15 protein-coding genes are annotated in these 13053 nt (G+C 65.7%); 5 read left to right on the top strand and 10 right to left on the bottom strand.

Going from position 1 to position 13053, the window contains the following annotated elements; genetic code table 11:
* Position 1: 1 nt before the first annotated feature.
* Both DZC52_RS08740 and DZC52_RS08735 read right to left on the bottom strand, forming a co-directional pair.
* Positions 2 to 700 (bottom strand): thiol:disulfide interchange protein DsbA/DsbL, encoded by a 699-nt coding sequence (locus DZC52_RS08740; RefSeq protein WP_116650757.1) that lies wholly within the window; start codon positions 698 to 700, stop codon positions 2 to 4.
* Between the two features lie 87 nt (positions 701 to 787).
* On the bottom strand, positions 788 to 1411 hold the full coding sequence (locus DZC52_RS08735) for a c-type cytochrome (RefSeq protein WP_116650756.1): 624 nt from the start codon (positions 1409 to 1411) through the stop codon (positions 788 to 790).
* Positions 1412 to 1488: 77 nt separating this feature from the next.
* Here DZC52_RS08735 and yihA point away from each other — a divergent pair, with 77 nt between their 5' ends.
* Positions 1489 to 2130, top strand: a complete 642-nt coding sequence (yihA, locus tag DZC52_RS08730) for a ribosome biogenesis GTP-binding protein YihA/YsxC (protein ID WP_116650755.1) — start codon at positions 1489 to 1491, stop codon at positions 2128 to 2130.
* Here yihA and DZC52_RS08725 read toward each other — a convergent pair.
* A complete protein-coding gene (locus DZC52_RS08725; RefSeq protein ID WP_181918858.1) occupies positions 2091 to 2504 on the bottom strand; it encodes a PilZ domain-containing protein in 414 nt (137 codons plus the stop codon). The genes yihA and DZC52_RS08725 overlap by 40 nt on opposite strands.
* 64 nt (positions 2505 to 2568) lie before the next feature.
* Here DZC52_RS08725 and dusB point away from each other — a divergent pair, with 64 nt between their 5' ends.
* Positions 2569 to 3606 (top strand): tRNA dihydrouridine synthase DusB, encoded by a 1038-nt coding sequence (dusB, locus tag DZC52_RS08720; RefSeq protein ID WP_116650753.1) that lies wholly within the window; start codon positions 2569 to 2571, stop codon positions 3604 to 3606.
* Here the strand turns inward: dusB and DZC52_RS08715 are convergent.
* Positions 3589 to 4491 carry an NAD-dependent protein deacetylase gene (locus tag DZC52_RS08715; protein WP_116650752.1) on the bottom strand — a complete coding sequence of 301 codons (903 nt, stop codon included), beginning with the start codon at positions 4489 to 4491 and terminating at the stop codon, positions 3589 to 3591. The genes dusB and DZC52_RS08715 overlap by 18 nt on opposite strands.
* A 221-nt stretch (positions 4492 to 4712) precedes the next feature.
* On the opposite strand from DZC52_RS08715, the gene hemB reads away from it, so the two are divergent.
* Complete coding sequence (gene hemB / locus DZC52_RS08710; protein WP_220338318.1) at positions 4713 to 5732, top strand: porphobilinogen synthase; 1020 nt, start codon at positions 4713 to 4715, stop codon at positions 5730 to 5732.
* A gap of 196 nt (positions 5733 to 5928) precedes the next feature.
* Positions 5929 to 6747, top strand: coding sequence for a shikimate dehydrogenase (aroE, locus tag DZC52_RS08705; protein WP_220338317.1), 819 nt, complete (start codon positions 5929 to 5931; stop codon positions 6745 to 6747).
* Positions 6748 to 6757: 10 nt separating this feature from the next.
* Here aroE and DZC52_RS08700 read toward each other — a convergent pair whose 3' ends face one another.
* From DZC52_RS08700 to folA, 3 genes are read right to left on the bottom strand one after another with little or no spacing between them, the layout of a single operon-like run.
* Complete coding sequence (locus DZC52_RS08700; protein ID WP_116650750.1) at positions 6758 to 7573, bottom strand: symmetrical bis(5'-nucleosyl)-tetraphosphatase; 816 nt, start codon at positions 7571 to 7573, stop codon at positions 6758 to 6760.
* Complete coding sequence (locus tag DZC52_RS08695) at positions 7573 to 8496, bottom strand: cation diffusion facilitator family transporter (protein WP_116650749.1); 924 nt, start codon at positions 8494 to 8496, stop codon at positions 7573 to 7575. The genes DZC52_RS08700 and DZC52_RS08695 overlap by 1 nt, the downstream gene beginning before the upstream one ends.
* A gap of 43 nt (positions 8497 to 8539) precedes the next feature.
* Positions 8540 to 9037 carry a type 3 dihydrofolate reductase gene (gene folA, locus DZC52_RS08690; RefSeq protein ID WP_245960791.1) on the bottom strand — a complete coding sequence of 166 codons (498 nt, stop codon included), beginning with the start codon at positions 9035 to 9037 and terminating at the stop codon, positions 8540 to 8542.
* 177 nt (positions 9038 to 9214) lie between these two features.
* On the opposite strand from folA, the gene DZC52_RS08685 reads away from it, so the two are divergent.
* On the top strand, positions 9215 to 9976 hold the full coding sequence (locus tag DZC52_RS08685) for an MHYT domain-containing protein (RefSeq protein ID WP_116650747.1): 762 nt from the start codon (positions 9215 to 9217) through the stop codon (positions 9974 to 9976).
* 23 nt (positions 9977 to 9999) lie between these two features.
* On the opposite strand, the gene DZC52_RS08680 is transcribed toward DZC52_RS08685, so the two are convergent.
* From DZC52_RS08680 to DZC52_RS08670, 3 genes are all read right to left on the bottom strand, one after another.
* Positions 10000 to 10833 (bottom strand): thymidylate synthase, encoded by an 834-nt coding sequence (locus tag DZC52_RS08680; RefSeq protein WP_116650746.1) that lies wholly within the window; start codon positions 10831 to 10833, stop codon positions 10000 to 10002.
* A complete protein-coding gene (lgt, locus tag DZC52_RS08675) occupies positions 10830 to 11684 on the bottom strand; it encodes a prolipoprotein diacylglyceryl transferase (RefSeq protein WP_116650745.1) in 855 nt (284 codons plus the stop codon). Before lgt ends, DZC52_RS08680 begins: the two co-directional genes overlap by 4 nt.
* Before the next feature lie 81 nt (positions 11685 to 11765).
* On the bottom strand, positions 11766 to 12956 hold the full coding sequence (locus DZC52_RS08670) for a peroxiredoxin family protein (protein WP_181918857.1): 1191 nt from the start codon (positions 12954 to 12956) through the stop codon (positions 11766 to 11768).
* Positions 12957 to 13053: the final 97 nt, after the last annotated feature.

Here is a 13053-nt window from a genome sequence, read left to right as displayed (position 1 = left end):
ATCAGCTGGAGGCTTCTTCAGCCTGTTCGGACGAAGCCGCTTCGTCGCTTTCCGGGGTCTCCGCGTCCTGTCCAAGGCCCAGGGCTTCGGCTTCGCGCTGGACCAGATAGTCGACAGCGGCCAGCATCTCGTCATAGCTGCTGAAGCCGTTGGGGCTCACCCGCCACTTGCCCTGCACGATGACCGCCGGCGTTCCGCGAATGCCGAAGGTGCGCACGTCGTTCCGATTCTGTCGAATGCGAGCGTCCACGGCAAAGGACTGTGCGGTGTTGAGAAAGCTTTCGGCTTCCACGCCGTGCTCGGCATAGAAGTCGGCGATGTCCTCGAAGCTGCGGAACTGACGGCGCTCGTCGTGGACCGCCTTGAACATCGCCTCGTGCGTTTCCTCCGCGATGCCCATGACCTGGGCCGTGTAGTAGGCGCGGACGAACAGGTCCCAGCCCGGCTGGAGCGCGATGGGCAGGTGCTCGACCTCGACGTAGTCCGGCGTGTTCTCCGCCCAGGAACCGACGTACGGCAGGAAGCGGCGGCAGGCGCCACAGGGGTAGGCGAAACCGTCGGTCACGACCACCTTGTCGTCGGGCGTGGCGACGGGGCTGCCGATCTTCTGGAAGTGCTGCCCTTCCTGGAACTCCTGTGCCATCAGCGAGCCGGAAAACAGCACGACCGCGCTTGCCATCAGGTGCAGATACTTGCGCATTGGGTACTCCGCGTTTGTAGTGGTTGTATGGCCCAATCAGACCCGCCCGGGTCGAGCGAGTTCCACTATGGGCCTTGTCGATCCAGCTTACCAGCGCGCCGTGTGCAGCCCCTCGATGTAGGAGCTGACCGCCTGGATTTCCTCGTCGGTCATGTTCTCGGCGACGGCCACCATGATCTTGCTGTACGGGTCGTCCTCGCCGCTGGTCACGCCGTTGCGGTAGTCCTGCAGGCGCTTCTGCGTGTAGTCGGCGTGCTGGCCGCCCAGGCGCGGATAATAGGCACCCTTGATGCCGCTTCCGGACGGGCCGTGGCAGGCGGCACAGGCCGGAACACCCGATTCGGGATTGCCCGCCTGGTAGATCGCCTCACCGGCATCGACCAGGGCTTCGTCGGCCACGCCGGGCTTGAGGGCCTGCTGCTCGTAGTAGGCAGCGATGTCGGCCAGGTCCTGGTCGCTCATGTCGGCGACGATGGGGTACATCTCCGGCACGTTCCGCTCCTGCTCCCGGATGAGCCGCGACTGGCGCGCAGCGTAACCGGCATGCTGCTCGGCGAGTTTGGGCCAGATGCTGACCTGTGAATTGCCGTCCATGCCGTGACAGGAGGCGCAAACTGCCGCCTTCTCCTGGCCGGCTTCGGGGTCGCCGACAACCTGGGCCTGGGCCAGCAGCGGCGCCGATGCAAGCAGCATCACCAAGAATCGAGCCATTTGGATCCTTCTCCTGATTGGAAGTCTGAACCTGATATTATCGCCTCTCAGCTTCTGCCGTGCCAGCACCAATCCCCATGGAATCCGTCCAGTCGCTGCTCAGGCGGGCCGAATACCTGATCAGCGTTCACAACCGACCGCAGCTGCCGCCCGATATCGGCGCGGAAGTCGCCATCGCCGGACGCTCCAATGCCGGCAAGTCGAGCCTCATCAACCGCCTGTGCGGGCAGAAATCACTGGCCCGGACCAGCCGAACGCCCGGCCGGACCCGGCAACTGGTGTTCTTTCGCCTCGACGAGACCCGTCACCTGGTCGACCTGCCCGGCTACGGATTCGCCCGGGTCGGCGGCGATCTCAAGAAACACTGGAAGGGACTGATCCAGGGCTACCTCGAAAAGCGCGAGGCGCTGGCCGGCTTGCTGATCGTCATGGACGTGCGCCATCCGCTCAAACCGGGCGACGTCGACCTGGCCAACTGGGCGGCCGACCGGGGCCTGCCGCTGCACCTCGTGTTGACCAAGGCCGACAAGCTCGGTCGCGGCAAGCAGAAGGAGGCCCTGATGAAGGTTCGCAGGATGGTCGACGAGAGCGTCGGCGTGCAGCTGTTCTCTGCGGTGACCGGACAGGGGGTCGAGGAACTCGAGGCCGTGATGGCCGGCTGGCTTCTGCCCGGGGATCGTCAGGCCGCGCTGGGTGAAATGGACAACCCGGGCCAGTAGTCGAGCTGGGTCAGTTCGCGGTCGAGCATCGACAGGTCGCCGAGATTGGCGGCAATCAGGTCCTTGAGGTTCTCGAAGCTGTCCGGGTCGATGTGCAGGAAGCGGCAGGCCACGCGGCGCTGCTCGACCCTCAGCGCCTTCACGTCGACGACGATTTCCGCCCGGGTGCCGTCCGACAGGCCGCGGAGTTTCAGCGTCAGGTCGCCCGCACGCGCCGAGTCGAAGTCGCCGGGACGATCCAGTTCGACGAGCGCTCCGTTGATGGACAGATCGAGCAATTCGCAGGCGCGCGGCCGACCCTCGTCGTCCACGAGTTCGCAGTCGGCGTGGAACGGAAATCGGTGGAAGCGGCGTCGTTCCTGTCCGGGGCTCATAGGCTCGGTTTCCGGGATCGACCCGGTAAGTGAAATCAATCTATCGCGCATCCTACAATGAGCCATGGCCTTTGCTGACGACACATCGACGACCGGCGCCGCTCTCCCGATAGGCGGTCACCGGATCGCGCCCGCGCTCGGCCTGGCGCCCATGGCCGGCGTCACCGACAAGCCGTTCCGCCTGCTGTGCCGCCAACTCGGGGCCGGCCTGGCCACCTCGGAGATGACGACCTCCGATCCCTCGCTGTGGCACACGCGCAAATCCCGCGAACGAATGGACCACGACGGCGAACCCGGCCCGGTTAGCGTGCAGATCGCCGGCACCGTGCCCGAACGCATGGCCGAGGCGGCCCGATACAACGTCGATCACGGCGCCGAGATCATCGACATCAACATGGGCTGCCCGGCCAAGAAGGTCTGCAAGGCCTGGGCCGGCTCGGCCCTGATGCGCGACGAGGCCCTGGTCGCGCGGATCCTCGAGGCGGTGGTGGCCGCCGTCGACGTGCCGGTCACCCTCAAGACGCGCACCGGCTGGGACGCTGAACACCGCAACGGTCCGACCATCGCCCGCATTGCCGAAGAGTCCGGCATTGCCGCACTCGCGATCCACGGCCGCACGCGCGACCAGAAATACCAGGGACGCGCGGAATACGACACCATCGCGGCAATCGTCGCCGAGCGGCGCATCCCGGTGTGGGCTAACGGCGATATCGACTCTCCGGAAAAGGCGCGCGAGGTGCTCAGAATCACGGGCGCCGCCGGCCTGCTGGTCGGCCGCGCCGCCCAGGGGCGCCCCTGGATCTTCGGCGAGATCGCCCACTTCCTGGCCACCGGTGAGCGCCTCCCCGAAAAGCCGGTTGCGCAAGTGCGCGACATCCTGCTCGGCCATCTCGAGGCGCTCTACGACTTCTACGGCGAGCACCGCGGCGTGCGCATCGCCCGCAAGCATCTGGGCTGGTATGCGCGGGATCGCGCCGAGAACGCCGGATTTCGCCAGGTGGTCAACCGCGCCGAATCCGCGCGCCAACAGCTCGATCTCACGCGCGACTACTTCGACGCGCTCGCCGCGGGCGTCGCGCCGGGGCTATCGACCGCGGCCTGAAGCCCGCCCCAGGCAAAGATCGGCGGCCGCCGACAGCGCCGTCTCGCAACCGGCGTCGACCTTGAAGGCCAGCAACTCGTCGGCCCGCGTGCGGCCACGATTGACGGCCGCCACGGGCAAACCGCGAGCGGCGGCATCGCGCACCAGGCGATAGGCCGAACCGACCACCAGGGAACTGCCCACCACCAGCAGCGCGGTGGCCCGCGACAAGGCCTCACCGACCGCTTCATGCGTTTGACGCGGCACGGTTTCGCCGAAGAACACGACCTGCGGTTTGAGCGTGCCGCCGCAGGCCGGGCAGCCGGCCACACGAAAGCCCGGCCAGTCGGAATCGTCCAGCCGGGCGTCGCCGTCGGCGTTGATGCCCTGCACATCGGCGGTCCAGTTTCGGTTGAGCTCGGCCAGCCGCCGCTGCAGTTCCGCGCGGCAGCCGACCGTGCCGCAGTCCAGGCAATGGACGCGGTCGAGGCGCCCGTGCAGTTCGACCAGGCCCGCCTGCCCGGCGCGCCTGTGCAGGCCGTCGACGTTCTGGGTGATCACCTTCGCCAGCCGCCCGCCGCGCTCGAGCGCCACCAGCGCCTCATGCGCGGCGTTGACCGCGGCCTTCGCCATCACCGGCCAGCCGAAGTAGCTGCGCGCCCAGTAGCGCCGGCGGGTGTGCTCGCAGCGCATGAAGTCCTGGAAGAGAATGGGCCGGCGCTGCAGCCAGCGCCCGCTGCCGTCGCGGTAGGCGGGAATACCCGAATGCGTGGAGATGCCGGCGCCGGTCAGCACGGCAAGGCGATCGTGGGCGTCGATGAACCCGGCCAGCCGGGCAATGTCACCGGCCGGCACGTCGACCGGCTCGGATGCGCGCATTTCGGGAATGCGGATGGAGGCTGGCATGACTTGAGATTAGCATCCCGGCGTCGAGGTCGTGCTTATTGGCTTCTTGGTTTTTTGGTTTTTTGGTTTTTTGTTTCGGGGCGTTGGCTGTTGGCGGCACCAACCTCATCAATGCCCCCAGTGCTCAACGTGCCGGAACGAGAGAACGAATGAACGAATGAACGAAGGAGCGAAAAAACCAGCAAGCACCGCGGCGGCGACGCCGGGCGCCGCGATTTATAATGCCGGGATCGCAAACCACCAGAGCAACGATGCCCTTCCCCGATACCCGAATGCGCCGTACGCGCGCGAGCCGATTCGCCCGCGACCTGGCGCGCGAGACGCGGCTTTCGCCCGCTGACCTGATCCTGCCGGCCTTCGTGCTGGAAGACGAAAAGGGCCGCGAGGCGGTCGAGTCCATGCCCGGGGTCGAACGGGTCGGGCGCAACGGCCTGTTCGAGCTGGCCGAGCGCTGCCTGGCGGCCGGCATTCCGGCCATGGCGCTGTTCCCCGTGGTACCGGCCGAGCGCAAGAGCACCGACGCCGCCGAGGCCTGGCGCGAGGACGGGCTGGTGCCCGAGACCGTCAAGGCCCTGAAGGCGCGTTTCCCGGAGCTTGGCGTGATCACCGATGTCGCGCTCGACCCCTACACCAGCCACGGCCTCGACGGCATCGTCGACGCCGACGGCTACGTGCTCAACGACCGCACCGTCGACGCCCTGGTCCGCCAGGCGATGTCCCACGCCGAGGCCGGCGCCGACGTGGTGGCGCCCTCGGACATGATGGACGGCCGCATCGGCGCCATCCGCGAGCAACTCGAGGCCGACGGCCACGTCAACACCCTGATCCTCAGCTACGCGGCCAAGTACGCCTCGAGCTACTACGGGCCGTTCCGCGATGCCGTTGGCTCGGCGGGCAACCTGGGCAAGTCCGGCAAGGAGAGCTTCCAGATGGACCCGGGCAACAGCGACGAGGCCCTGCGCGAAGTGGAGCTGGATCTCGAGGAGGGCGCCGACTGGGTGATGATCAAGCCGGCCCTGCCCTACCTCGACATCATCCGCCGCGTGCACGAAACCTTCGGCGTGCCGACTTTCGCCTATCACGTCTCCGGCGAGTACGCCATGCTCAAGGCCGCGGCCGAACGGGGCTGGCTGGACAACGACAAGGTCCTGCTCGAGACCCTGACCTCGATCCGACGCGCCGGCGCCAGCGGCATCCTCACCTACGCTGCCCTGGAAGCCGCCAGTTTGTTGAAGGGCTAAAGCGCTAAAACATTAAAATCTATTTGTCCACAGATGAACACAGATAAACACTGATTTTGAAAACAATAAAATCTGCAACGAAGATGAAGGCACTCGCCCAGGGAAATGAGTCAGGTCTCTTTGCTTTTCCTTATTTCATCTGTGTTCATCTGTGTTCATCTGTGGACAATTTTTTCTTTTCATTCCCTCACGCCCTGTGAGCACTCCGATAGTAAGACTGGCAGTCTTCGGCCAGCCGGTGGCGCACAGCCTGTCGCCGCGAATTCATCGCCTGTTCGGTGAGCAGCTCGGGATCGACGTCGAGTACTCAGCAATCGAATCGGGTGTCGACGAACTGCCGGATCGGTTGGCCGCTTTCCGGGGCAGCGGCGGGACCGGTGCCAACCTGACCGTTCCGCTCAAACAGACGGGTCTGAAACTTTGTACGCGTATCGATCGCCCGGCCCGACAGGCGCACGCGGTCAATACGCTGCGCCTGGCCGATGACGGCTGGCACGGTTACAACACCGACGGTGCGGGCCTCCTGCTCGATTTCGACCGCCTCGGCATCGACCCGGCCGGACGACGCATCCTGATCGTCGGCGCCGGCGGCGCGGTGGCCGGCATTCTCGGGCCGCTGCTCGCGCGCGAGCCCGCCTGTGTTCACCTGATCAATCGCACCGCCGACCGCGCCGAGCGACTGGCCGAGAAGTTCTCCCATCTCGGCACGATCGACGGCGCCGGGTTCGAATCCGACCCGGGGAGCGATTTCGACCTGCTGATCCAGTCAACCAGCGCTGGCCACGCCGACGCCCTGCCACCGCTCGAACGCGACTGGCTTGCAGACTCCGCCGTCGCCTACGACCTCAACTACGGCCCGGCCCAAGCGACGTTCTCACGATGGTGCGGTGCGCACGGGCTGCCGGTGCACGACGGGCTGGGGATGCTGGTCGGCCAGGCCGCATTGGCTTTCGAGATCTGGACGTCGCGCCGGCCCGAGATGGCGCCGGTACTGGCGGCCCTGGCCGGGCGCTGAATCGGCCGTCTCAAGCGCCGGCGCAGTCGACCGATTCTATGCGCCGTCCACCGTCTTCGACGACCAGCGCCGAAAGCGACCCGCCCCAGACGCAGCCGCTGTCCAGGCAGATCACTCCGTCGCCCTGATAGAGCCCCAGCTGCGACCAGTGGCCGAACACGAGCGTCCAGTCACGCCAGTCGGGGTGCATATGCTGGAACCAGGGCCCGAATCCCGGCGGGGCACTTTCGGCGCCGCCCTTCGTGGCCAGGTCCAGACGGCCGTCGGCGCTGCAAAAGCGCATGCGCGTGAGCACGTTGGTGATGGTGCGCAAGCGCTCGATCTCGGGCAGGTCGGGCTGCCAGCGGTCCGGCTCGTCGCCGTACATGCCGGCGAAGAACTCCGACGGTGATTCGGTCAGGGCGCGCTCGACCTCGATCGCGCATTCACGGGCCTGCGCCGGCCCCCAGCGCGGATCGACACCGGCATGGACCATGGCCAGCCCGGATGCTTCGTCGAACCAGATCAACGGGCACGCTCGAAGCCAGTCAAGCAGTTCGGGGCCGCGTTCGTCGTCCAGGATCGCCTCGAATTCGTCGTTGGACTTTCCCAGTTGCCCGCTCGCATAGGCCAGCAGGTGCAGGTCGTGATTGCCGAGCACCGTGGTGGAGACATCGCGCAGGGAGTGCGCCAGGCGAAGCGTGGCCAGCGACTCGCCGCCGCGATTGACCAGGTCGCCGGCCAGGCGGAGACGATCGGTCGCGGGATCGAAGCGGAGTCGGTCCAGCAGTTTCTCGAAAGGCGCGCAGCAACCCTGCAGGTCGCCGATGAAGATCGTGCGCGCCATCAGGCCGTGCGCCGCATCCGGGGCGCGCGCAGGGGCGCGACGCTGACGACGGCGTCGAAGACCTCGGTCGATTCGCTCAACAGCCGGGTTCGCACCATGGCGGCGACGCGGTTGGCCTCGTCGAGCGTCAGTTGCGGATCGAGCAGGATGCACACGTCCATGAAAATCTGGCCGCCCATCAGCCGCGTGCGCAGATCGCGAAAGTCCTGCACGCCGTCGACCGACAGGATGATCTTCGCCAGTTGCTTCTGTTCCCGCGGCGGCACGGCGGTGTCGACCAACTCGACGAGGGAATCGAAGGCGAAACGCCCGCCCATGACGGCCACGGTGCCGGCAACCAGGATGGCCGCCACGGCATCGAGCCAGAGGAACCCGCCCATCGCGCCGATCACGCCGGCGATGACGACGATCGAGGAAAGCGCGTCGGAACGGTGGTGCCAGGCATTGGCCATGATCAGGTTCGAACGCGAATGCCGCGCCACCCGCCGCGTGTACCAGAACAGGATCTCCTTGATGCCGACCGAGGCGGCGGCGGCCCAAAGGGCCAGCCAGCCGGGCTGCATCAGGCGCTCGGGATCGAGCAACCTGAGCACGGCATCGACGATGAAGCCAATGGCCACCGCCAGCAGGAGCACGCCCACGATGGCCGTGGCGACGGTTTCGATCCGCCCGTGACCGTAGGGGTGGTTGTGATCGGCCTCGATCGCGCTCCAGCGTGCGGCCACCAGCACCACCGCATCGCTGACCATGTCGGACAGGGAATGAATGCCGTCGACGATCAGCGCCTGCGAGTGACCGACGATACCGGCGGCGATCTTGCCGATCGCCAGCAGCAGGTTCCAGACCGCGCCCACGATCGTGACGCGGCGCTTGTCCGGCCAGTACTGGTCCAGGTTGGCGTTGGAACGAAAAGCGGCTGCCATCAGTAATACCTCGGCGGGCCCGCTATTGTACCTTCAGGATCAATCAATCGCGCGAAGCGGCCCGCTCGAAGGTCGCAAACACCAGGTTGTGGGCGTTGGCCTCGTCGGACGGGCGGGCCTGCATCGCGGCCAGGCGCCATTCGGAGGCCGGCCATTCCGGAAAGACGGTGTCACCGGTGACCACCGCATCGATCAGGGTCAACTCCATCCGGTCGGCGCGCCGGAGTGCCTCGCGATAGACCTGACCGCCCCCGATGACCATCACCCGTTGTGCCCCGGCTCGCTCGATGGCTTCGTCCAGCCCGCCAGCGAGCACGACACCGTCGGGCAACTCGGGTCGCGAGCGACTGATCACGATATTGGTCCGCCCTGGCAGCGGCCTGCCGATCGACTCGAAGGTGCGCCGCCCCATCACGACGGGGCAGCCCATCGTGACCGCCTTGAAGTGTTTCAGATCGGCCGGCAAGTGCCAGGGCATGCCGCCCTCGTCGCCGATCACGCGGTTTCTGGCCATCGCGGCCACCAGGGTGATTTCCGTCACGCCTCGTCCTCGTTGAAGTTCTCGCCACCATCTTAGCCCCGCCCGAGAAGACTCGGGGACAGCCCGCATCACCGAACGCGGAGCCGGCATTCACAGGACACCGAAGCCTATGCGCGACTATGAGGCTCTCGAGCGGCATAGGCCGCATCAATCACACGCCAAGGGAAGGGGAAACCCATGCAAGCATTCATCGCCAGCCACGATCTGGCGCTGGTCGGCCTGTCCTATGTCATTTCGGTCATCGGTGCCCTGATCAGTCTCTATCTCGCCGATTTCATCGTCGAGCGCGACGGGCGGATCAACTTCGGCTGGCTGTCGCTGGCCGCGATCATCTTCGGCGGCTGCGCCATCTGGGCCATGCATTTCACCGGCATGCTCGCCTTCCGAATGGAAGGCCCGGTCACCTACGATGTGAGTACCACCCTACTCTCGCTGGGCTTGCCCATCCTGCTTTCCGGCATGGGACTGTTCGTGGCCCATCGCTGGCGCGACAGCATCGTCGCCTGGCTGACCGCGGGCGTGGTCTTCGGACTCGGCGTGGCCGCGATGCACTATCTGGGCATGACGGCCATGCGCATGCCCATGACGATGACCCACGACAATGCCATCATCGCGCTGTCGATCGGGATTGCCGTCGTCGCGGCCACGGTCGCGCTGCGCATCATCGTGCACTGGCGCGGCGTCAAGCGTCTGCTCAGCCCGCTGCTGATGGGCCTTGCGGTCTGCGGCATGCACTACACGGCCATGTACGGAATGAGCTTCGCGCCCATGCCCGGCGCCGAGGCCGGTATCGACTACTTCGCCGGAGCATGGTCGCAAGGCACCGTCGGCTTCCTCTCCGGGCTCTGGGTGTCGATGGCCCTGTTCGTGGGTGCGGCCCTGGCCGTATTCCGCAAACTCTCGGATGTCGACGGGCCGGACGCTTTCGCGGGCACCTGAACGCCCGAAGGCGCCGATCGTCGTTACACGGCGATCGGCGCCCGGATGGCCGGGTGCGAGCGATAACCTTCCAGCCTGAAGTCCTGGTAGACGAAATCGCCCAGTCGCCCGCGATCGTTGTCGATGTACATGCGCGGCGCCGGGAAAGGCGTTCTCGAAAGCTGTTCGTCGACCTGCTCGAGATGGTTGAGGTAGATGTGCGCATCGCCGAAGGTGTGGATGAATTCGCCGGGCGCCAGGCCCGTCACGCGCGCCACCATCAGGGTCAGCAGCGAATAGCTGGCGATATTGAAGGGCACACCCAGGAAGCAATCGGCCGAGCGCTGGTAGAGCTGGCAGCTCAGTCGCCCGTCGGCAACATGGAACTGGAAAAGGCAGTGACACGGGGCCAGGGCCATGCGCCCGGCGCGGACGTTCTCCTGCGGTGAGACTGACTCGTCCGGCAGGTCGGCCGGATTCCAGGCCGACACCACGTGCCGGCGAGAGTCGGGCCGTTGCCGGATCTGCTCGACCACTTCGTCGAGTTGGTCGATCGTTCTTCCGTCCGGCGCCGGCCACGATCGCCACTGCGCACCGTAGATGGGGCCCAGGCTGCCGGTCTCGTCGGCCCACTGGTCCCAGATCTTCACGCCGTGCTCTTTCAGGTAGCCGATGTTGGTGTCGCCGCGAAGGAACCACAGCAGCTCGTGGATGATCGAGCGCAGGTGGAGCTTCTTGGTGGTCACCAGCGGAAAGGTTTCGGAGAGATCGAAGCGCAGCTGGTGACCGAAGACGCTCAGCGTCCCCGTGCCGGTGCGATCGTCCTTGCGCGTGCCGTTCTCGCGCACGTGACGAAGCAGGTCGAGGTAATTGTTCATGCGCGGCTCCGATAGGCCCAGGCCATCAGGGCCACGCCGGCGATGAACATCGGCAGCGAGAGAATCTGCCCCATGGTCATCCAGTCGAGGGCGACGTAGCCCAGGTGCGCATCGGGCTCGCGGTAGAACTCGGCGATGAAGCGGAACACACCGTAGCCGGCCAGGAAGGCGCCGCCGACCGCGCCGGTGGGTCTCGGGCGGGCCGAGTAGATCCACAGGATCACGAACAGGGCCAGGCCCTCCAGTGCGGCCTGGTAGAGTTGGGACGGGTGACGGGCGAACTCGTCGAGGGCGCCGCCGAGATACTGCTGGTAGAGCGTGGGCGACGTTCTCCCGCCGGCCTGGATCGATTCCGGAAAGATCATCGCCCAGGACACGTCCGTGGTCCGCCCCCACAGCTCCCCGCCGATGAAATTACCCAGGCGCCCGGCGGCCAGGCCGATCGGCACCAGCGGGGCGGTGAAATCGCCCAGGCGGAGAAAGCCGCAGCCGAGATGGCGCCCGTAAGCCCAGATCGCCACGAGTACGCCGACCAGCCCGCCGTGGAAACTCATGCCGCCGTCGCGAATCCGGAAAAGGAACAGCGGGTCGCCCATCAGCTGGTCGAAGCCGTAGAACAGCACGTAGCCCAGCCGGCCGCCGACGATGACCCCGATTACCCCCCAGAACAGGAAATCCCCGACCTGGTGGGGCTTCAGGGGCGTGTCATCGCGCTGCGCCCGGTACCGGCCCAGCAGCCAGAAGGCGCCGAAAGCCACGAGATACATCAGGCTGTACCAGTAGATGGCAAAGCCGCCGATCTCGACGGCCACCGGATCGATGCGGTGGAAATAGAATTCGGACTGGTTCATGAACCGGATTATCGCAGAAGAGCGCTCCCGGATTGAGCCCGCAGTATCCGCGGCACCGCGAACAGCAAGCGCTGCAGGTGCTCAGTCAGCGCCCGACGGCAGGACTGCTTCCGCCTTCGGCCAGCATTCCGTCCAGAATGACGGCCCCTGCTCGCCGCAGAGCAGATCCCCGTGCGGATCGACCAGGTACTTGGTCGGGTAGGCGGCGACCCGATAGGCGCGATGCACGGCCCCGTCAAAACCTTCGCTGATCTGCGGCCAGGACTGGCCGTGTTCGGACGTGAACGCTTCGATCGTGCTTTCTTCGTCGGTCGTGATGCCAAGGATCTGCAGCCCCCGGTCGCTCCAGGTGCTGTCAATCTCGGCCAGCCTCGGCGCTTCACTGTGGCAGGGGCCACACCAGTCTGCCCAGAAGTAAAGCAGCAAAGCCTTCCCCTTGTAATCAGCCAACCGGATCGAACGATCGTCGATGGTCGTCGTTTGGAAATCAGGCGCCGGGTGCCCCTCTTTCAGAGCCTGGCGGTCGGGAAGCCTTTCGCTTTCGGGAATCAACTCCAGGTGACGCCCGAAAGGATCGACGCTGAAGGCATAGCTTTGCTCACCGAGGTTGACGTACCCATCGCGGTTGCGAAAGAGTTCGGGCGATTCACGCGACTCGCCGCCCTCGCCGTCGGCATCGAGGTCGAACCAGATGGTCTGACTGGGGTAATCGTAACGACCGGCTCGGCCGTACAACTCGAAGGGAACAGACAAGCCATCCACGACGACTCGGCCGCGCCTTACCGTTTCCGAATGCCAGACGCCGGCCGGGCGCCCGGAGTCATCAATCCCGTCGGGGAATATCACGAAACGGGAAAGGATCGGAAACGCCACCGGCTTTCCGGCCGCCTGTCCGGAATCGGTCGTCTCGAAGTCAACGGCATAACGCCCTTCGCTCGAATCGAGTGACCAAGCCGCCTCGTCGGCAAGGCTGCCGTCCGAGTCCACATCGGCATACAGGGTGTAACCTTCACTTTCCGAACCGAAGACCGCAAAGCTGCGATTCTTCCCACCGTAGACGAAGTTGAACCCATAGCCCAGCAACGGCTTAGGCGTTTCGGGAAACGCGTCGAGGGTGACCATGTAGTCTTGGCCTTGCGCGCCTTCAGCAAAATCCTCGTAGCCTTCTTCGGAAAGCAAATAAGGCCCCCAATCCGGGTCGGGTAGCAACTCCGGCTCCGAAGCCTCGAATTCCAGCCGATCACCAGCCCAGCCGGCCATCGCAAGAGACATCGACACCACAACCAGAATCGCTACACAAACCCTCACTGGAATCATCACAAACCTCCAAACCCCTCAATCCAGATGAAAACCTACCACAGCGGTTTCC

This window comes from Wenzhouxiangella sediminis (assembly GCF_003410055.1).
Taxonomy (GTDB): Bacteria; Pseudomonadota; Gammaproteobacteria; order Xanthomonadales; family Wenzhouxiangellaceae; genus Wenzhouxiangella; species Wenzhouxiangella sediminis.
This window is presented reverse-complemented; position numbering and strand designations above follow the sequence as displayed.

What these genes read in the sequence shown, in the direction of transcription:
- DZC52_RS08740 (WP_116650757.1), bottom strand. Translation starts at nt 700, where the DNA reads ATGCGCAAGTATCTGCACCTGATGGCAAGCGCGGTCGTGCTGTTTTCC.
- DZC52_RS08735 (WP_116650756.1), bottom strand. Translation starts at nt 1,411, where the DNA reads ATGGCTCGATTCTTGGTGATGCTGCTTGCATCGGCGCCGCTGCTGGCC.
- yihA (WP_116650755.1), top strand. Translation starts at nt 1,489, where the DNA reads ATGGAATCCGTCCAGTCGCTGCTCAGGCGGGCCGAATACCTGATCAGC.
- DZC52_RS08725 (WP_181918858.1), bottom strand. Translation starts at nt 2,504, where the DNA reads ATGAGCCCCGGACAGGAACGACGCCGCTTCCACCGATTTCCGTTCCAC.
- dusB (WP_116650753.1), top strand. Translation starts at nt 2,569, where the DNA reads ATGGCCTTTGCTGACGACACATCGACGACCGGCGCCGCTCTCCCGATA.
- DZC52_RS08715 (WP_116650752.1), bottom strand. Translation starts at nt 4,491, where the DNA reads ATGCCAGCCTCCATCCGCATTCCCGAAATGCGCGCATCCGAGCCGGTC.
- hemB (WP_220338318.1), top strand. Translation starts at nt 4,713, where the DNA reads ATGCCGGGATCGCAAACCACCAGAGCAACGATGCCCTTCCCCGATACC.
- DZC52_RS08700 (WP_116650750.1), bottom strand. Translation starts at nt 7,573, where the DNA reads ATGGCGCGCACGATCTTCATCGGCGACCTGCAGGGTTGCTGCGCGCCT.
- DZC52_RS08695 (WP_116650749.1), bottom strand. Translation starts at nt 8,496, where the DNA reads ATGGCAGCCGCTTTTCGTTCCAACGCCAACCTGGACCAGTACTGGCCG.
- DZC52_RS08685 (WP_116650747.1), top strand. Translation starts at nt 9,215, where the DNA reads ATGCAAGCATTCATCGCCAGCCACGATCTGGCGCTGGTCGGCCTGTCC.
- DZC52_RS08680 (WP_116650746.1), bottom strand. Translation starts at nt 10,833, where the DNA reads ATGAACAATTACCTCGACCTGCTTCGTCACGTGCGCGAGAACGGCACG.
- lgt (WP_116650745.1), bottom strand. Translation starts at nt 11,684, where the DNA reads ATGAACCAGTCCGAATTCTATTTCCACCGCATCGATCCGGTGGCCGTC.
- DZC52_RS08670 (WP_181918857.1), bottom strand. Translation starts at nt 12,956, where the DNA reads ATGTCTCTTGCGATGGCCGGCTGGGCTGGTGATCGGCTGGAATTCGAG.